The sequence below is a fragment of the Paraburkholderia aromaticivorans genome (assembly GCF_012689525.1).
Classification (GTDB): Bacteria; Pseudomonadota; Gammaproteobacteria; order Burkholderiales; family Burkholderiaceae; genus Paraburkholderia; species Paraburkholderia aromaticivorans_A.
Map to the genome: position 1 here is coordinate 1100932 of NZ_CP051514.1, position 18199 is coordinate 1119130.

Sequence of the window (18199 nt, forward strand, 5' to 3'; positions counted from 1 at the left end):
TCGGTTGCGAAAGGTGTCCTCTTGACCAACTGTCCAGTAATGCTTGATGTGGCAGGTCTCGTCGCCGGACACTCGGGTAAAAATACCCAAATGTCCGGCGATGCGCAGGATCATTCTGCAGCCGCGATGGCAATCGTCTTGCCGTTCGGCCTAACCGGCACTTGCTTCTCTTTAATGCCAGCTTCTCTCAACGCGGTTCTGATCCGCGAGATCGATACGTCGCAGGCATCGACGTCGACCCATATGCCGTTCGCGCCTTCATGGACGTCGGTGCGCATCTTGGTGCGCAGGTTCGCGCCTACGTGGTCGCCCAACTGCACGACCCGCGATTCCATGCGGATCGCACACTGGTTGATCTCGCACCGCAGGTCCTGTTGGCTTTTCATGACGTTCTCCTGATAGGTCACCCGTATTTCGGACATCGGGGTGCATCAACCTTTTGTCCGCGCTGATTACTGCAGATGGGCCGCGACGGTCTGGATAAATGGCTTTTGAACCGGTCTGGCCTAGCTATATTTGACGAGAACGGGCGAATAGTTGCAAACGACAGAAGTCACGGTCGGTCAAATGGGTAAGCCTGGCGGTGTCTTGATGAGCACGGGGAGGAGAAAATGTAGTGGGGTACGTTTTGTCCGGGAGGCATTCACACAGAATGGCGTCGTAAATTGATTAGGATGACGTAGAAGCGGTATGTAGCGCGGGTGCAAGCCAATTAGGGCTACGCTGTGGGAAAAAAAGATCCCAGACCGTGAAGGCCTGGGCGAAGCCATCGGGAGCCCGATGACGGAGGTATTCGAAATGAAACTGGCCCGCTACCGGGCATTACCGGGATAGCAGCCAGTTCTTGAAATAGAGACCGCGCAGAGGGCGATGATCAGACGCGTTCTGCGTCCTGCCGGCATTACGGGTGGCTGTACATCGCGTTCCAGTCGGCCTGCGACACGGCCGGCCGCCCCGCGTCCGACGAACCACTCACAGCACCACCGTAACCGCGTGCCGCGCCGTTCTGCGCCGCTACCTTGGCTTCGGCCGCCTGAATGTCGGCTGGGTAGTAGGGATCTTTCCCGCGGGCGGGGTTATAGCCAGCCTTTTCGAGTTGAACCAGTTCGGCGCGCACCTGAGCACGGGTCACCGGCTGGCTCGATTGGGCGAACACGGCAACCGGAGCAGCAAGGGCAGCGGCAATGACAACAGCTTGAATAAGGGACTTCATGGTACTCACCTCGAGACTTTGTTTTGTCTTACGAACAGCCCTGTTCGTAAATCAGTAACAACAGTCTAAGTAAATAATCGCTTAAAATTAAGGCCTGTGTCTGGAGAGGATTGTTGTTGGATTTGGGTAAACCGGATTCGCGCGGGCGGTCGCCGCACCAAAAAAAAGCCCACCTACGAGAGGTGGGCGTAATCCATATTCCGAGGAGTCAGAGACATGGAGGAGACGGAAATAAGTATAAACCCTAATATTGAATCGCGCTGCGCGGCGTGATGACGCAGCCCTTGCTGGCACCCCCCCTATCAATAGGACACAGGTCAAACCGGAACATGTTCATCGATTTGTAGTCAGCCGCCTCGAAGGATGCAAGCCGAGCACCGGCAAAGTCCTCGGGATTGCACTACGAAGCTACTTGCGTTTCCGAGGTATGCACGGAGATTACGTCCGGGGCCTTATTGCCGCGATTCCGCAAATCGCCCAGTGGCGGTTCGCATCTTTACCAGACACGCTATCTGAGGCGGAGCTGGAACGGTTTCTCAACGCATTCGATCGCAAATCCGCGATCGGCCGCAGAGACTACGCGATGGCCCGATGTATGGTCGACCTGAGACTACGCGCCGGCGAAGTCGCTTCGCTACAGCTGGACGACCTGAACTGGCACGACGGGACGTTGCGGTTATCAGCAGGCAAGGCGCGGCGAACAGATGTGCTTCCATTGCCGCCCCGGACCGGCCGCGCAATTGCTCAATACCTGACTGATGGCCGCCCGGTCTCCGATAGCCGGGCGGTATTTCTGCGGCATCGCGATCCACTCACTGAACCCGTCGGCTCGAGTGTCGTTCGCAATACCGTCCGAGCCGCTCATGCGCGATGCGGCAGTGATCCGCGTCGGCGGGGAACCCATGTTCTGCGACACAGCGTAGGAAGCCGATTGGTCCAGGCAGGAGTTCCCTTGAAGGAGATCGCACATCCTTCGACACCGCTGCCTGGATACTACCGCGATTTACACCACGATCGATATCAGCAGCCTCGCCCGCGTCGCGCTGCCCTAGCCGGGGAGAGCATCATGAAGCCCTCAGTCAGGATGGTATCGCTCGCCGAGGACTACCTTGCGTCATGGTCACCTCGAAACCCCGTTCGGCCGTCATCTCCTCCAGATGGCGCAGGCTCAGCGGGTAGGCCACATACCACCGCACACACAGCAGGATCACGTCCAGCGGATAGTGCAGGCGCTTGAGTACCTTCGATACGCCGGCAGGCAGGGCTTTTCTCGCAGTCGCCTTCTTCATACCACACTTCACTTCAGGAAAATGTCCGCCTGGATTTTGCTCCTGCATCCTTAGCGCGACACAACCCAACAGCGCCGTGGCAATGTTTTTCGTTTCATACCCGAGATTGTCGCCCGCATCCCCTCAACCTGCCGACAGCGTATCAATGCCTTATTGCCGATGGCCACACCAGAACGCTGCCTCTCGGCACGTGCCAAAAACGAAAATTATTTGTCGTCTCGCGGCGTTCTGGAACGTGCGGCACATAATGCGCATACGAAAACGCCGATGAGCACGCCTAATATGAAACACAAGAAATGTGTCAAAACGCTCAACATTGACCCGATCCTTTCAAATTGAGACGAGATTGAATGTATAGCGATTCAGCCTCGATGACCTGCCTGGTCACGTTGAAAAAGCTCGTCAGGTTCGTATTGATGACATCGTTCCAGTTCTCGCGCGACATTTTGCGAAACACCCCGTCCCGCGTAATGCCCGCATTGTTCACCAGCACGTCAATCTCACCCACCTCCTTCTTGAACTTGGCAAAGGCGGCTTCGGTCGACTTCCAGTCGGCGACATTGCCGTCCGATGCCGTGAAGAAAAATCCAAGCTCGGCCTGCTCGGCCAGCCACCGTTCCCGCCGCGCCGATTTGGGCCCGCATCCTGCCACAACGGTCAACCCATCCTTGTGCAGTCGCTGACACATCGCGGTACCAATTCCACCCATACCGCCGGTTACGTATGCAATTCGCTGTGACATGTTCTACCCCCGGTTTTTGTTACGGTTAAGGACCAACATTCTCGTGCCTGGTAAGCCAACCCGTGTTGACGACGAGTCCGGTTCCATAGGACTGTTGCCATGATGACCAACCGGATAGTCAGGTCATGACGGTCGATTGAAGCGAAGCCGAGCCACCCGTTCCCTTGACCCTATCTATCAGGCGATTTTTTCCTGTCGCCAACGGCTTTCCCTTCCGGGCGACAGCATCGCCACACCCCGTACGCTCTCTCGCACCCGACTTCATTCATTAAGTTCAGTTAGCATACCTCTACAAATGCTTCACGTTAACGTTTCAGCGCGCACCGACACTAGTCCGAACGTGGCGACCTTATTCGCCGGATGGGACGACCGACTCATACGAGACTCTTCCCCGCCGGGCCGTCCGGCGGCATTCAGGCGCCCGATGACGTTGCACGCGTCTTACCCCGCCGTGACGGCGTTAGTTGCCGCTTCCGCGCGATGGGCTTCCGAATAGATACAGGTCCGGGCGGCACATCGGGCGTCTGCTCTGGCAGGCGACCATGCTTGATAAAGCCGCAAAGCATCTCGACTGCCTCCGGCTTGCCGCGCTCCTCCAGTTTCCGGAGAAGTGCATCCGCAAATCCCTTCAGGTCGTCGCGCCCGTGTGACGCCTCGAACTGAAGAAGTGTTTCCCTGACCGCCGCGTGAATGCTTTGCTCGTACAGCATGCTCGCGATGTGCGAAACACCTCGCGCCAACTCCATCTCAGAACCATTGAAGCGCCGGACGTCCTCAGACGACCGCTTACGTTTAACTGCCTTCACATCGTTACCCCGGTTCTGCAGAAAGCGGCCGTCGTTGCAACTTATTAAGGCATGCTGACGCCTCGCCGCAAGCAATACGTCGATAGACGTGACGGGAAAGTGAGTCTCGGCGTACGGTGCACTGACTCCATACTCCGCCATCGCCACGAAATGCGATTCAGGCGACGCGAGCCTGCCCGGTGCAAAGCCACTGAACGTCGAGATTGAGGGCGGCGGCGAGATGCGTACACGCGTTCAACGGCGGGACAGTGATGCCATGTCGCCAATATTGCACGTCGTGTTCGGTCACCCCAACCCACCTTGCTGCGCGCGCCGAACTGATGTCGGCCCGTTTGAAGGCCCTGTCGAGGCGTGCGGCCAAGACCCGCCTCAGGCGGTCGTTCTCGATGCTACGCTCGAGGTGACCGATATGCGTCTCATGAAGATTCATCTTGTTGTTACGTCTCTCAGCATTTATTTTTTCATGCATCTGGCGCCGGCCCTTCGGCGGCGTCAAACGATGCTACGCGTCCGTCATGGCAGCATGATGACCCCGTACCGCCGCTCATCTTCACACTACCTTGCCAAAACTGATATTCACAACTATTTCCCAATATGTGCGTCGGTGTCAAATGAAAAATTGGTTCGGGGAAAACCAGTGCACCGCATCAGCGCGCTCTTCATTTTTTTTAGTCGAACAATGTACGGCCCCCCGGGTTCGACAGCTTACTCATAAGTCAGTAACATAGCGGACAGATGGATATTGGTGATTGTCAACTTGTTAGCCTGCGTGCGACGTAACACGTCGTATGTTAGGACAGCTAACCTATTCGGCAAGACGCTCCAGCATCGGAGCTCTCATCACGCTTTCCCAAGCCTTGAGGGCCTGGGTGCGTAGCGCCCGTTTTTGCTTTGCGTCAGTGTGGTAACGGCAATGCGTGAACAGATTGGCTACCTGATCGTGGACCGAAGCGAAACGTTGCAGGTGATGCGCGGACTTGAAGCGGCACATCACCTTCTCGCGCACTGGGGTCGGCTGGTGCGAGTTTTCCGCGTGGTTGTTCTGCCCCTCGTGCTGGCGGTGTTCGACGTTGATCCCGAGATCCCGGTTCGCCGCCGCGTAGCTCCTGAGCTTGTCGGTGATCAGTACACGTGGGGCGCGCCCTTGCTTCATGAGCAACTTGCGCATCAGGCGCCTGGCAGCGTGCCGGTCGCGCCGGCTTTGCACCAGCACATCGAGCACCGCGCCATGCAGGAGAGCGCGTCATTCCGGGGGCTGGCGCGCGCTCCTGCCACGCCGTAACCGTAATCAAGGCAAAAAGAAATACCCCTGCATGGATGTCATGCGTGAGCGTAGATGCCCCTGATCGTCCGCTGCCCTTACCTCCGGAGTGGTATTGCCTGTTACCTCGGTAGTCTCGCAATATACGTTCGTTCGCACATGCCTCAGCCAAATATCGACGACACCGGTCATGGCGGCAGCCGCGCTCAACGAGCGGGGCGCACATCGTTCTTTACAGAATGAATGTCATTGAAAGAAGTATTGGGTCCGTGGTCTTCGGCAAACGTAGAGCGAAGTAAATTCGTCACCAAAAACGAAGTAAAGTTGTCGCCCATTGAAAGGCCAAGGTCAAGGGATAAATCTCTCCCCCCAACGGTCAGACCTTGCGTCGTTGTAGAATGTTTCGCCATCCCGTCAATTCGATGCTCTTTGCGCATCGCTGGCTTCGCTGCAAAGGCTGGAGGAGATTGGGTCGCGTAGAGCGCGCCGCAGCGCGCACAACGATACGGCGAGCCCACAAGACGCGCGTTGATGATGTAGGGTGTCTCCTGCCCGCAATGCCGGCATTTCCTCTCAAGCTTCTGTCGGTGCGCGGGACAGCGGTTTTCACTGAACATCTGGTACGTCACGCTGTGATGACCAAGCGATGTGCATTGCCTGCAGTACCGGAAAAACGGGTGATGCGGCAACGTCAGCGACAGCGTTTCGGCGCCACCATCGAGTTCGCGCGAAACCGTAGCCTTACCGTCGGCCACGACAACCTTCGACGCGAACGTTGCCTGCGGAAATCCGGCTAACGCAGCCAGCATCTGGCCGGTCTGGTTCGAATCGTCATCAATCGCCTGCTTGCCGAGGATGACCAAAGAAGGCTGCTCCTTGTCGACCAGTGCGTTGAGCAGCTTGGCGACGGCCAGCGGCTGCAGGTCTTCGTTCGATTCGATCAACACCGCGCGATCCGCACCGATCGCCAGCGCCGTGCGCAGCGTTTCCTGCGCCTGCGCGACACCCGCGGACACAGCGATCACCTCTGTCGCCACACCCGCTTCCTTGAGACGAACCGCTTCTTCCACGGCGATTTCGTCAAACGGGTTCATCGACATCTTCACGTTCGCAATGTCGACACCCGCGCCGTCCGACTTCACACGAACCTTCACGTTGTAGTCGACCACTCTCTTGACTGACACCAGAATTCTCATTTCGATTCTCGTTATAGACCAATGAAACGACTGCTCATAACGGCGATATCGCACTTGTCGGCATTCTCCAGACCGACAGGTCGAAGGAGTGCGATACCTTCACTTCCGCCTAAACGCGCCTGCGGTCAACGCACGTCGCACCTTGCCTAACAACCGTTCAAGCCGGAATGCACCAATGTGGAAAGCCGCGGTGTGCCACAATCGAGTAGCTACGCCGTGGAGAAGATTTTTGGCTTCAGCGGCGACTGGGAGAACAAGCATTTGATTTGCCCGACTGCGGCGACACCCACGCTCACAATGCTCCAGCCGTCCGTAACATCTTGGATGATCTTGACTCTGTGTCAACCCCGCGGATCGTTATCGTCACCCGAAATAACGGTATACTCACGACATCCAACGCTCGAATGCCCGAGCCCCAAGACAACACGTGGGAATCCGATGTCCGTTAGCGCTCGCACGTTCTTCTATATCCAGCAAGTCGAGCAATTGATTCGTCGTAGACTCGACGAATGTCTGCTGGCGATCGACATTACGGCTGGTCAATACATGGTCCTCAACCTGATTGCACACCACGAGCCCATATCGTCGGCCGATCTGGCTCGTAAGACGATGATGACAGCGCAGTCGATGGGCGAGTTCATTCGGGCGCTTGAGGCCAAAAAACTCGTCGAACGGCAATCGACTCAACTTAACAAGCGCACCATGCTGATCTCGTCGACCGCTGCTGGACGTAAGGTTCTCATTCGGTGCGAATCGAAAATAGACGAAGCCGAACGTGACTTCTTCAGTTGCCTGAGCGGTGAAGACGTCGCCAGCCTGCGCATCCTGATGAGGCAGGTGCGCAGAGCACAACTCGGAAAGCACGCCAAGGAAATCGATTCAACCACGCCTTCGAGCTAACACTGCACCTGATCGCGTAGCACATCTGTCAACCCGTCTTTGACCTCCCTAGACGACGTGACATCTACGCATCCAACGTCAACACGGGTGTCGAGCTGCGCGAGCAGCAGATGAGCATGCTTTGCGCGGCGGTTCGACCTTCGGTGGATAACAGGCTGTCTCGATGATCCGGCATCCCACCGAGGACACGCGTCTCGCAAAGCCCGCAGGCCCCTTGCATGCAGCCAAACGGCATGTCGATGCCGTTTTCGAGCAGCACGTCGAGAATCGAGTGGTCAGGCGGAACTTCAAATGACTGACCTGATTTCGCCAACACAACCGTGAACTCCCGACTGACACCCTCATGGTGCGCAGGTGCGAACCGCTCCAGATGTACGGTTTCCGCGGGCCGGCCCGCAGTCGCCGCCTCGAATGCGTCAAGCATCGACTGGGGGCCGCAGCAATATACGTGTGCGTCGTTCGGGGTTTCACCGAGGACCGTGGCGATATCCAATCGTTGTCCGCCAGGTTCGTTGTCAAAATAGACGTGGAGTTTGCCGTGATCTGAAGCCCGGGAGATTCGTTCGATATCCGAAATATAGGCTGCGCGGCCGTGGTCACGCGCCGCGTAGTGCAGCACCCACGAGCGCCCCAGTGTTTCGAGCCGTTGCACCATAGACCAAAGCGGTGTAATACCAATGCCACCTGCGATCAGTACACTCAGACTCGCGTCCTCTACCAGTGGGAACAAATTGCGAGGCACGCCAATCTGCAAGACATCGCCGACGCGCAGTGTTTCGTGAATGTGCCGCGACCCGCCACGGCTGCTGGCGTCCTTTGCGACTGCGATTTCATAGCGTTTCGGCGTGCCGACCCAGCGGACGACGGAGTAGCTGCGTGAGAGCTTCCCGTTCAGGTTGACATCAATATGCGACCCAGCGTCCGCAGCGGGCAAGTCGCGTCCGTCCAGCGCTTCCAGAATGAGGCTAACGACGCTGTCCGCCAGCGAGGTCATCGATTTGACGCGGACGTTGGTCAGCGGTAATTCGCTCATAAAATACCTGATCCGTTCATAGGGTAAAAAAAATCTTCACGGCCGCGACTAGCGCGCATCGCGCGCCCTAATTGCAGCCCGGTGTTTGCTGATCCAACCGCTGCTTCTATCGCCAGGCTCGCGCCGTGCCCAAGACGCGAAACCGGCGTGCTCGGCACGCAACATGCCGGGTTTCGAGCACGCATGTAGACGGCATTATCAAATCCAGTCGTCGGGCATGGAAAGAAGACTGTCGTTGCCGCATTCGATGCGCCGACACATAGCTTCCAGAAGCGGCATTTGTCTCTGCATCCACGCCTTTGCCAATGCCAGCTTGGTCACGCGTGTGGTCTCGTCGACGTACCGACATCTTGAGCGGTCGAGTACTATCGCGGCGATTTCACCCCAATTCCAGCCGACGTACAAGATACCCATTGCGGTGAGAACGTCGTATGAGGCAGCATCGGCTTGGCCGTAGTTCGCGGAGCCGTCTGTATTCAGCCATGCGATGGACTTGCTCAGGCGTTGCAGTCCATCGTCCAGCGGCACTGTATAAGCCTTGAGTTGCACATCATTGGAGTGACGTTCGATGAAATCGGCGATCGCTCGCGCAAAGTGTTTCCATGGGCGACCTTCGTGCGAGAACAGCTTGCGGTGTACCAGGTCAGTGGCCTGAATTCCGTTAGCGCCTTCGTAAAGCTGACCAACCCTGGCATTACGCACGAACTGTTCGATGCCGTAATCCTTGATGTAGCCGTGTCCGCCGAGCACCTGCTGGCACGCGACTGCGGCGTCGAAGCCCCGGTCGGTAAAGAATGCTTTCATCACTGGTGTCAGGATGTCGAGCATGTCGGCGGCTGCCTGTCGTTCCTCCGCGTCGGGTGCCGACTGGGCAATCGACTGCCACATCGCCGCTCGCATGGCGCCAGCACGCGCGCCTTCGGCGAAAGATCGCGCTTCGATCAACAGGCGCCGCACGTCAGCATGCGCGATGATCGGGTCCGCCGCTTTCGCCGGGTCGCGCAGCTTCGGGCCGGCACGCCCCGAGCGCCGTTCGCGCGCATAGTCCGCCGCGTTCTGTCGCGCAATTTCTGCGTAACCGACCCCGGACACGGCTGTGCCCACGCGGGCGTAGTTCATCAGGTGGAACATCGGCGCCATGTTGGCCGCCGTGCCGCAGCCGCCCGTCTCGCCTATTCGCCACGCCACCGCACCTTCGAAATCGAGTGCACAGGTCGCACTGCCCTCGATGCCCATCTTGTGCTCGATGGAGCGTGCATAGACGTTGTTGAGCTCGCCCGGCTCGCCAGTGTGCGGATCGATCATCCGCTTGGACACCATAAAGACGTGCACCGACGAAAGATCGGCCGGTACGCGTCCTTCCGCGTCGGGCACCTTGGCGAGTACGATGTGCACGATGTTGTCAGCCAGGTCGTGATCGCCACCGGATATGAAGATCTTGCGTCCGGTGATCCGCCATGTCCCGTCAGGCTGGCATGTCGCGCGTGTCGAAATCTGGCGCAAATCGGTGCCCGCCTGCGGCTCCGTCATGCACATCGTGGCGGTCCAGTCGCCGTCCGAGAGGCGCGGCACGACATGACGCTTGATCCATTCCGGCGCAAGCGCGGCCAGCATGCTGGCCGCCGGCGCACAAAAACTGCTGTACATCGAGAACGATTGGCCAGTGGATGCCCGCATCTCCGAGATTGGCACCGACATGACGGGCGGCAGGCCAGCCCCGCCCAGTGCTTCTGCGAGACTCAGGCGATGCCAGCCCGCTTCGCGATACGCATCCCAGGCGGCCTTGAAGCCTGTGGGCGTGCGAACCTGTCCATCGTGAAACTGGGCGCCCTGGGTGTCGCCGGGTTGATTAAGCGGATGCAGCACCTCCTCGTGAAATTGAGCGGCGGCTTCGAGGACGGCCGAAGTCAGATCGGGAGTGAGCTCGGCGAAGCCGGGCACCTGCTTGCGTTCCTCCACGCGCAGGAAGTCGTGAAGGATGAAGAGCCAGTCTTTGACTGGCGCGCGATAAGTCGGCATGGTTAGCGTGATGTTCTGACGTTGGAGATGCGTTCCGAAGCCTCGGCGAGCTGCACGAGCAGCTCCGCCGGCCGGAAAAGGTCGCCATGGCGGGCGCGAAGCGCGGTGAGTTTCGCGACGACGGATGGCAGTTCGAGCATGTCGGCGTAGTACATGGGGCCGCCTTTCCAGTCCGGCCACCCATAGCCGAGCTGCCAGATGAGATCGATGTCACTGGCACGTTCGACGATGCCTTCGGCGAGCAGTTTTGCACCCTCGTTGATCATCAGCAGGATAAGGCGGTCGTGAACTTCTTCGTCCGAAAGCGCACGCCGCTCAATGCCTTCGACGCTCGAAGCTTCCTCGATCAACGCCGTCACCTCCGGATCCACGAGCGGCCGCCGCTTTCCTTGCTCATAGCGGTAATAGCCGCGCCCGGCGCGCTGCCCGGTACGGCCGCGCGCATGCAGCTGCTCGATGAGCCAGTCTTTCTGCCCTGCCCGCTGGCGCGCGCGGAAAGTCAGTTCTATACCGCCAGCCATGTCCTGAAGCTCGAACGTTCCCATCGGCAGGCCGAGTTTGCGAAGCACCTGGTCGACCTGGTCGGGCAGCGCACCTTCGAGCAGCAGACGGGCGGCCTGGCGCTCGCGGGCGATCATCATGCGATTGCCAGCGAAACCGTCGCACACACCCACCACGATCGCGACCTTGCCGATCGACGAGGCAAGACTCCGCGCGGCATCCAGTGTCTCAATCGATGTCGACGATGTGCGGACCACCTCGATGAGTCGCATCACGTTCGCGGGATTGAAGAAATGAAGCCCGACGACGGAATGCGGACGTTGCGTAGCGGCCGCAATCAGGTTGATGTCGAGAGTGGACGTGTTGGTCGCAAGTAACGCTTCGGGCGCCGCGTGTCGATCGATTTGAGCGAACAGTTGCTGCTTGAGCGCCAGGTCTTCCCAGACCGCTTCGATTACCACGTCGGCGGTTGCGATCTGCGCCATGTCCTGACCGGACGTCAAACGTGCGAGCCGTGCGTCATGCTCGACTGGGGTAAGACGCCCGCGCTCTATATCGCGTCCGTACGACTCGCGGATCCGCTCCATCGCCACGGCAAGCGACACTTCCGACTGGTCGATCAGGTGCACCGAAAGGCCACCGGCCAACACGGCAATTGCAATTCCGACACCCATGTTGCCGGCGCCGATCACCACGGCGCGACGGAACACACGCTTGCTGCGTAGCGCCTGCGCTTCCAGCTCCGCGCGTGCCCCATGCGAATACGTCCTCGCAGCCTCGGCGCGAGGTGTGGTGAAGGCGGGCACGTGCTGCCCATCGTGCGTCGGCTCGAAATGCAGCGTCACCGGGTCGCCAATGTTCAGCGAGTTCACGTCCGCGTCGAGGATCACGGAATTCAGACGCAACCCTTCTTCTGTTTCAATAATGGCTGGCGCCGTCGGCCGGGGGCTACGCTCGACGATCGAATACGAATAGATCGTGCCGCGCCCCGACAAAAGCCGCCACGACATTTCCCGGCTGCCGCAGAACGGGCAGTGCAATCTCGGGTAGTAGTGCAGCGTGTCGCAGGCACTGCAATGCTTCGCTTGCAGGACTCCCGAACGAGTCGCCTCCCAGAAAGGTTCGTCGCCGGGAAACACTACCGGTGCCGGAGGAATTCCGCGATTCTGTTTCATGTGGTTTACTCCGCTTGCAGAATTAAGGTGCCCGCCGCGTGCGTGCCAGCCAGATTGCCGCCCGTGCCATGCGCCAGCACGAACTCGCGGCGCGCCACCTGGACAGCCGGATGCGCCTCGCCTCGGCATTGCCGCACAGCTTCGAGGATCTTTGTCATTCCGCCTTTGTTGCCCGGGTGGTTGTTGCACAAGCCGCCGCCATCGGTGTTGAACGGCAGGCGGCCTTCGCCTGCGATCAGGTTGCCATCGGCGACGAACCACCCGCCCTTCCCTTTGGCGCAAAACCCGAGGTCTTCGAGCTGCACGATCACCGTAATCGTGAAGCTGTCGTACAACGAGGCATAGCCGATGTCCACAGGGGTGATGCCGGCCTCGGCAAATGCAGCCGCCCCGGAACGTACGCCGGCAGAGGTCAGCAGATCGATACGTCCGCCATCGGGGTGTTTCACCGCCGTGCCCGTCCCGATGACCTTGACCTTGGGGCGCGCCAGTCCCTTCGCGATTTCCGGGCGCGTGACGACCACGGCGCCACCGCCGTCCGTCACGACACAACAATCCAGACGGTGCAGCGGATCGGCGACGAGCGGCGAATCGAGCACATCCCGGACCGACACGACTTCGCGATGCACGGCGTTCGGGTTGTGCTGGGCATGACGCGAGGCTGCGACGCGGACCCAGGCGAGCTGCTCAGACGTTGTGCCGAATTCATGCATATGCCGCCGCGCCACCATTGCGTACCCATACATCGGATGCGGCGGCACTGCGGCCTGGAACGGCAGGTTCGGCATCGTGTCGCGATCGACGCCGGCGAGCGTTGTGCCCGTACCTGCCGCGAGCGGACGATCAGCCATCGTGATCAGCGCCACATTGCAATGCCCGGCCGCGATTGCCTCCACGGCGTGCGCGACGTGCAGCAGGTAGGCCGAGCCGCCCGATTCCGTCGTGTCGACATGACGTAGATTGCGCAGGCCGATGTATTCGGCCATCGTGAGGGCTCCGAGCCCGGGCGCGTCGGCACCGCAAAAGTAACCGTCGACATCATCAAGCGACAATCCAGCGTCTTCCAGTGCGCCGAGCGCGACGTCCGCATGCATCTGGGCGGTCGACAGGCCCTCGGCCCGACGAACAGGATGTTCGTAGATCCCCGCAATATATGCCGCGCCTTGGATACTCATGGTGAAGGTTCTCTCCGTGGTTACGCGCGACATCGAGCCAGCGGGGAACCGGCGTGTCGCGCTTTGAGGTGCAATACATTCTAAATAATAAGGTAACCTTATATCATGCGTCGCGAAGGATTGCCAAAACTCAGCTAACAGGGTTTGTACCAAGTGGATTCAACCCGTAAATTTATATAAGGTAGCCTTATTACATGACCCGGTCGTGCCGTTGCTCGATCTCTTAGATACCTTCTTGAACATGATTGCCCAGTTCCCTTTCATCAATCTCCCCTTCCTCGAGCGCAACCTCGAGGTCATCGAGCGAGACGACAGCGCGGTCCTTATGCGCAGCAAGGTGCCGCTCGGTCCGGTCGAGGCGCATCTGCCGGCCGTGCTGAGGTGTCGTGCGCTGGAACGTCCCGACCGGCCATGGCTGAAACAGCGCTGCCCGCAGACCGGCGAATGGCGCACGCTCAGCTACGGCGAGGCCGCCCGCCAGGTTGACGCCGCGACCCAATGGTTGCTGTCACAACGTCTCGACGGACGGAGCGTGATGGTGCTGAGCGGCAACACCGTGGAACACGCGGTCATCGAACTCGCCGCCATGCAGGCGCGCATGCCCTATGTGCCGGTGACCCCCGCCTATTCGGTCCTGAGCACCGATTGCGCCAAGCTCAAGGCGATGGTCACCCTGATCAAGCCCGCAGTGATCTTCGTGCAGAGCGCAAGCCAGTTCCGCGCGGCGCTGCACGCCGTCGATTCATGTGACACGCGCGTCATTTACGTCGACGATCCGGTGGATGACATCGACGCCACGGTGTGGCACGCGGTTCTCGCCACGCCAGTGAGCCCGGAGGTGCAGAGGTCCATCGACATCATTACGCACGATACAGTCGGCAAGTACCTGTTCACATCGGGCTCGACAGGCGAGCCCAAGGCCGTGCCGGTCACGCAGCGCATGCTTTGCGTATCGATGGCCATGCACGCGCAGACTGTGGGCCATGATCCCGCCGCTCCGGAATCCGTACTGCTCGAATGGCTGCCGTGGAGCCACGTAGCCGGCGGCACGGCGATCTTCAACAGCATCCTGCACGATGGCGGGACGATGTACATCGACGACGGACGCCCCGTACCCGGCGAGTTCGGCAAGACGCTGCGTAACCTCAAGGAGGTTTCGCCGACCCGCTTTAGCAGCGTGCCCGCAGGCTACGCCATGCTTGCAGATGCGCTGGAAGCGGACGAGACGCTCGGTCAGCAGTTTTTCCGGCGCCTGCGCCGCCTTACCTCGTCCGGCGCCAAGCTACCCGACAGTCTTTACGAACGTCTGCAGACCCAGGCCGTTCGCCACCTCGGGCACCGCATTCCGTTCGTGGCCAGCTATGGCTCGACCGAGACGTGCGCCGCCACCACGGTGGTGCATTGGCCTACCCGACAGGCCGGGCTGGTTGGCCTTCCGCAGCCTGGCGTCGAGCTGAAGCTGGTGCCGCTCGATGAAGAACGCTATGAAATCCGCGCGCGTGCCGCCTCCGTCATGGCGGGCTATCTGCAACAGCCCGAGCTGACACGCCTCGCCTTCGACGACGAAGGTTATTACCGTCTGGGCGATGCCGTGACCTTCGTGGATCGGACAAAACCGGAGGAAGGACTTGCCTTTGCCGGTCGCGTCGCTGAAGAATTCAAATTGCAGTCGGGCATCTTCGTGCGTGTCGGCACGCTGCGCGTCGAGGTGATCAGCAGCACTGCCCCCCTGCTGCGCGACGTGGTCGTCGCGGGCGCCGATCTGCCTTATGTGGCGCTTCTCGCATGGCCGAACCTAGAAGCATGTCAGGAACGTTTCGGCGTGAGCGACGCGCAGGCGCTTTCCTGTCACGCGCCATTCCACGACGCGCTGCACGAATCACTGCAGCGCCACAACGGACGTCACACCGGTAGCAGCATGCGCATACGCCGTGTGATGCTGTTAAACGAACCGCCGTCGAGCGACGGCGGTGAGATCACCGACAAGGGCTATATCAATCAGCGGGCCGTGCTCGCGCAGCGGGCGAGCGCAGTCGCAGCGCTATACGCGGACAAACCCGACGCTAACGTTGTGACAATCGAAGCGTAGTGTGCCGAAGAGATTTTTTTCCAACAAGGAATTATGACCACCGATATTTCCACCGGCGCCGAGCCGCTGATCGAGATCCAACGCGAAGACGAGATCGCACTCGTGAAACTGAATCGTGCTGATAAGCGCAATGCCATCAACGACGCATTACTTGCCGAACTCGCGTCCGTGTTCTCCGATGGACTGGAAGGCGCGCGCGCCGTCATTCTCCAGGGCGAGGGCGAGCACTTCTGCGCAGGCCTGGACCTTTTCGAGCTCATGAGCAAGCGCAGCCCCGATGTGCTCGCAGGCATGCGTCGCTCCCGGGCATGGCACCGTACCTTCGACCTGATCCAGTATGGTGAGCTACCGGTCATCAGCGTTTTGAAGGGCGGCGTAATCGGCGGCGGCTTCGAGCTTGCCGCAGCGACGCACATTCGCGTCGTCGAACGCTCGGCGTTCTTTCAGCTGCCAGAAGGCCAGCGTGGCATTTTCCTCGGTGGCAGCGGCTCCGTTCGGATTCCGCGGCTCATTGGCGCCTCGCGGGTAACCGAAATGATGCTCACGGGCAGCGTGCTTAATGTGAACGACGCGCATCAGATTGGCCTTGCGCATTATGTCGTCGACGATGGTGCTGGCCTTGCAAAGGCGCGCGAGCTGGCGCAACGCATCGCCGGCAACGCGGCGGCCACCAACTACGCAATCATCAACGGCATCAACCGGATCTCGGAGATGCCAGTCGGCGAGGGACTGTTCGCCGAAACCATGATCACGGCGATGACCCGGTCCGCCAACACGGACGCAGCGAAACGGATTGCCGAATTCTTCGACGGCCGCCGCAACCAGACTGCCCCCTCCGCTACCTGACGAACCGTCCGCTTCGGGATATCTGGTTAAGCGAACGATGTTATAAGGATACCGAAATGTTATCTAAAGAAGACAACGAGTTGCTGACCCGCGTCAGCAATGGGGCGCCGATGGGGCAGATGCTCAAGCAAAACTGGTGGATTCCGGCGGCCTTGTCGGACAAGCTGGAAGCAGACGGAAAACCACTGCGAGTGCAACTATTCGGTGAGCAATACGTCGCCTTTCGCGCAACCAATGGCAAGGTCGGTTTCTTCGATGAAGCCTGCCCGCATCGGCGCGCGTCGCTCGCGCTGGGGCGCAACGAAGACAACGCCCTGCGGTGCATTTTTCACGGCTGGAAATTTAACGTTGACGGCGTGACGGTGGGTGTGCCGACACAGCCGAACAACGAAGCGGAGTACTGCAAGCATGTACCGCTCAAGCACTATCCGGTGCGGGAGGAAGGCGGAATTGTCTGGGTCTGGCTGGGCGAAGGCGCTACGCCCCCGAAATTCCCTGAGCTGCCGCTCGTCGGCCTGCCGCGCGAAAACTTCGTCGTATTCCGGCAGAAAGTCAATTCCAACTGGTTGCAGGGCGTGGAGACCACCATGGACTCCGCCCATCTCGGCGTGCTTCACCAAAGCTGGCTCGTCGGCTTCGGCGACATCGAATTCTCGTCGGAAAACATGGCGCCCGTGTATCACATTGCGCAAAAGCCCTTCGGCTTCCGCTATGCGGCCGTACGTGCGCTCAGGGACGGTCGCGCATACGTTCGCACGAACTCGTTCGTCATGCCGTGGTTCGGCATTGTTTCGCCCAACCAGTCTGACATCCAGGGCGGCAGCATCTTCTTCTCGGTGCCAATCGACGACGAGAACATCTACTACTGGCAGATCACCTATCGCGTCAACGAGAAGCTGTTGCCCAACAAGACGCACGCGTACGAGGACCCCGATACGTGGCCGCCTTTGCCGCCAGGCCCGCCCGAGGACAACTGGGGGCAGGACCGCGAAGCCATGAAGCAAGGACACTTTACCGGCTTTACGCAGATGCTGGGCACCGAGGACTTCGCCGTCATGGTCAGCATGGGGTCGATCGTGGACCGATCGAAGGAATATCTCGGCGCTGGGGACGGTGCGATTCTGGCGGTGAGGCGCTGTCTTTTGAAGGCTATGCGCGAATTCATGAACAAATCCGTGCCGACTCTCGCACGCCATGAAGAAATCGACTATCGCACCGCTGGCCCGATTTCGGGCGTATTTAAGGACGAGGCTGAGTGGCGCGCCCTGCTATGAAAAACGATCTCCTACAACGCCTGAAGCGGCTTGACACGTGCGCTGTCTCCGATGCGCTCGATCGTCTCGGTATTACCGGACAAGTCGCGACCAATTTGCCGCGGCGAGCCTCGAATCTGAAGATTGCCGGCACTGCGGTGACCTGCCGGCTCGTTCGCGCAGGCGAAGCGCTGCGCCGCGACACGCCGGCTCGCCACCTTGGCACCACGGCCATCGAACTCGCCAACTCCGGTGACATCATCGTCGTCGAACAGCGCACCGGCATCGACGCAGGCTGCTGGGGCGGCATCCTTTCGCTCGCGGCGTCGCTCAAGGGTATCGCGGGCGTGGTGGCGGATGGCCCCGTGCGTGACATTGAGGAGGCGCGCGAATACAACCTGCCAGTGTTCTGCAGTGCCCTCACGGCACGGACCGCACGCGGACGAGTCGAGGAAGAGTCGGTCAACGCGCCAGTCTGCGCGGGCGGTGTGGTCGTGCAGGCCGGCGATCTGATCATCGCCGACAGCAGCGCGGTTGTGTTCCTGCATGCAGCGAGGGCGGCCGAAATCATTGCAGTGGCTGAGCACATCGCCGCGCGGGAGGCAGCCATGACGAAGGACCTATTGGCGGGACGCGCTGTCACCGAGGTGATGGGCAAAGACTACGAGCACATGCTCGTCGGCGACGCAATACAAGGATGA

Annotated in this window: 13 protein-coding genes and 5 pseudogenes; 6 read left to right on the plus strand and 12 right to left on the minus strand. The window is 59.9% G+C overall.

The window, feature by feature from the left end; all coding sequences use genetic code 11:
* Positions 1-110: 110 nt before the first annotated feature.
* Positions 111-407 carry a hypothetical protein gene (locus HF916_RS05090; RefSeq protein ID WP_168788034.1) on the minus strand — a complete coding sequence of 99 codons (297 nt, stop codon included), beginning with the start codon at positions 405-407 and terminating at the stop codon, positions 111-113.
* A 494-nt stretch (positions 408-901) separates the two neighbouring features.
* Positions 902-1213, minus strand: coding sequence for a DUF4148 domain-containing protein (locus HF916_RS05095; RefSeq protein WP_168788035.1), 312 nt, complete (start codon positions 1211-1213; stop codon positions 902-904).
* A 427-nt stretch (positions 1214-1640) separates the two neighbouring features.
* Between HF916_RS05095 and HF916_RS51940 the strand changes: the two are divergent.
* Positions 1641-2120: pseudogene (locus tag HF916_RS51940) on the plus strand (tyrosine-type recombinase/integrase); the annotation flags it as partial.
* A 214-nt stretch (positions 2121-2334) separates the two neighbouring features.
* Here the strand turns inward: HF916_RS51940 and HF916_RS05100 are convergent.
* The 6 genes and pseudogenes from HF916_RS05100 to HF916_RS05125 form a co-directional block, all read right to left on the minus strand.
* A pseudogene (locus tag HF916_RS05100) lies at positions 2335-2502 on the minus strand (IS6 family transposase); the annotation flags it as partial.
* Positions 2503-2869: 367 nt separating this feature from the next.
* Positions 2870-3244: pseudogene (locus tag HF916_RS05105) on the minus strand (SDR family NAD(P)-dependent oxidoreductase); the annotation flags it as partial.
* A gap of 413 nt (positions 3245-3657) precedes the next feature.
* Positions 3658-4197, minus strand: coding sequence for a hypothetical protein (locus tag HF916_RS05110; RefSeq protein WP_168788036.1), 540 nt, complete (start codon positions 4195-4197; stop codon positions 3658-3660).
* Positions 4198-4207: 10 nt separating this feature from the next.
* On the minus strand, positions 4208-4546 hold the full coding sequence (locus HF916_RS05115; protein ID WP_240975375.1) for an XRE family transcriptional regulator: 339 nt from the start codon (positions 4544-4546) through the stop codon (positions 4208-4210).
* Between the two features lie 309 nt (positions 4547-4855).
* A pseudogene (locus tag HF916_RS05120) lies at positions 4856-5281 on the minus strand (DDE-type integrase/transposase/recombinase); the annotation flags it as partial.
* Between the two features lie 713 nt (positions 5282-5994).
* Positions 5995-6507, minus strand: a pseudogene (locus HF916_RS05125) (electron transfer flavoprotein subunit beta/FixA family protein); the annotation flags it as partial.
* A 216-nt stretch (positions 6508-6723) separates the two neighbouring features.
* Between HF916_RS05125 and HF916_RS05130 the strand changes: the two are divergent.
* A complete protein-coding gene (locus HF916_RS05130; protein ID WP_168788038.1) occupies positions 6724-7407 on the plus strand; it encodes a MarR family winged helix-turn-helix transcriptional regulator in 684 nt (227 codons plus the stop codon).
* Between the two features lie 64 nt (positions 7408-7471).
* Here the strand turns inward: HF916_RS05130 and HF916_RS05135 are convergent, their stop codons facing one another.
* The 4 genes from HF916_RS05135 to HF916_RS05150 form a co-directional block, all read right to left on the minus strand.
* Entirely contained in the window at positions 7472-8440 is a 969-nt protein-coding gene (locus tag HF916_RS05135) for a PDR/VanB family oxidoreductase (protein WP_168788039.1), read from the minus strand.
* 198 nt (positions 8441-8638) lie between these two features.
* The gene (locus tag HF916_RS05140; RefSeq protein ID WP_168788040.1) at positions 8639-10459 is read right to left on the minus strand and encodes an acyl-CoA dehydrogenase C-terminal domain-containing protein; all 1821 of its coding nucleotides are present in this window, start codon (positions 10457-10459) and stop codon (positions 8639-8641) included.
* 2 nt (positions 10460-10461) lie between these two features.
* Positions 10462-12135 carry a 3-hydroxyacyl-CoA dehydrogenase NAD-binding domain-containing protein gene (locus tag HF916_RS05145; RefSeq protein ID WP_168788041.1) on the minus strand — a complete coding sequence of 558 codons (1674 nt, stop codon included), beginning with the start codon at positions 12133-12135 and terminating at the stop codon, positions 10462-10464.
* 5 nt (positions 12136-12140) lie between these two features.
* Positions 12141-13310: a thiolase domain-containing protein gene (locus HF916_RS05150; protein WP_168789011.1), complete on the minus strand. Its 1170-nt coding sequence runs from the start codon at positions 13308-13310 to the stop codon at positions 12141-12143.
* A 205-nt stretch (positions 13311-13515) separates the two neighbouring features.
* Here HF916_RS05150 and HF916_RS05155 point away from each other — a divergent pair, with 205 nt between their 5' ends.
* From HF916_RS05155 to HF916_RS05170, 4 genes are read left to right on the plus strand one after another with little or no spacing between them, the layout of a single operon-like run.
* The gene (locus tag HF916_RS05155; RefSeq protein WP_206001789.1) at positions 13516-15399 is read left to right on the plus strand and encodes an AMP-binding protein; all 1884 of its coding nucleotides are present in this window, start codon (positions 13516-13518) and stop codon (positions 15397-15399) included.
* Between the two features lie 33 nt (positions 15400-15432).
* Positions 15433-16245, plus strand: coding sequence for a crotonase/enoyl-CoA hydratase family protein (locus HF916_RS05160; protein ID WP_168788042.1), 813 nt, complete (start codon positions 15433-15435; stop codon positions 16243-16245).
* Positions 16246-16301: 56 nt separating this feature from the next.
* Positions 16302-17519, plus strand: coding sequence for a Rieske 2Fe-2S domain-containing protein (locus HF916_RS05165; protein WP_240975376.1), 1218 nt, complete (start codon positions 16302-16304; stop codon positions 17517-17519).
* Positions 17516-18199, plus strand: coding sequence for an RraA family protein (locus tag HF916_RS05170; RefSeq protein WP_168788043.1), 684 nt, complete (start codon positions 17516-17518; stop codon positions 18197-18199). Before HF916_RS05165 ends, HF916_RS05170 begins: the two co-directional genes overlap by 4 nt.

Coding starts and splice junctions, on each gene's coding strand:
- HF916_RS05150 (WP_168789011.1), bottom strand. CDS start 13,310: ATGAGTATCCAAGGCGCGGCATATATTGCGGGGATCTACGAACATCCT.
- HF916_RS05135 (WP_168788039.1), bottom strand. CDS start 8,440: ATGAGCGAATTACCGCTGACCAACGTCCGCGTCAAATCGATGACCTCG.
- HF916_RS05165 (WP_240975376.1), top strand. CDS start 16,302: ATGTTATCTAAAGAAGACAACGAGTTGCTGACCCGCGTCAGCAATGGG.
- HF916_RS05170 (WP_168788043.1), top strand. CDS start 17,516: ATGAAAAACGATCTCCTACAACGCCTGAAGCGGCTTGACACGTGCGCT.
- HF916_RS05160 (WP_168788042.1), top strand. CDS start 15,433: ATGACCACCGATATTTCCACCGGCGCCGAGCCGCTGATCGAGATCCAA.
- HF916_RS05140 (WP_168788040.1), bottom strand. CDS start 10,459: ATGCCGACTTATCGCGCGCCAGTCAAAGACTGGCTCTTCATCCTTCAC.
- HF916_RS05095 (WP_168788035.1), bottom strand. CDS start 1,213: ATGAAGTCCCTTATTCAAGCTGTTGTCATTGCCGCTGCCCTTGCTGCT.
- HF916_RS05145 (WP_168788041.1), bottom strand. CDS start 12,135: ATGAAACAGAATCGCGGAATTCCTCCGGCACCGGTAGTGTTTCCCGGC.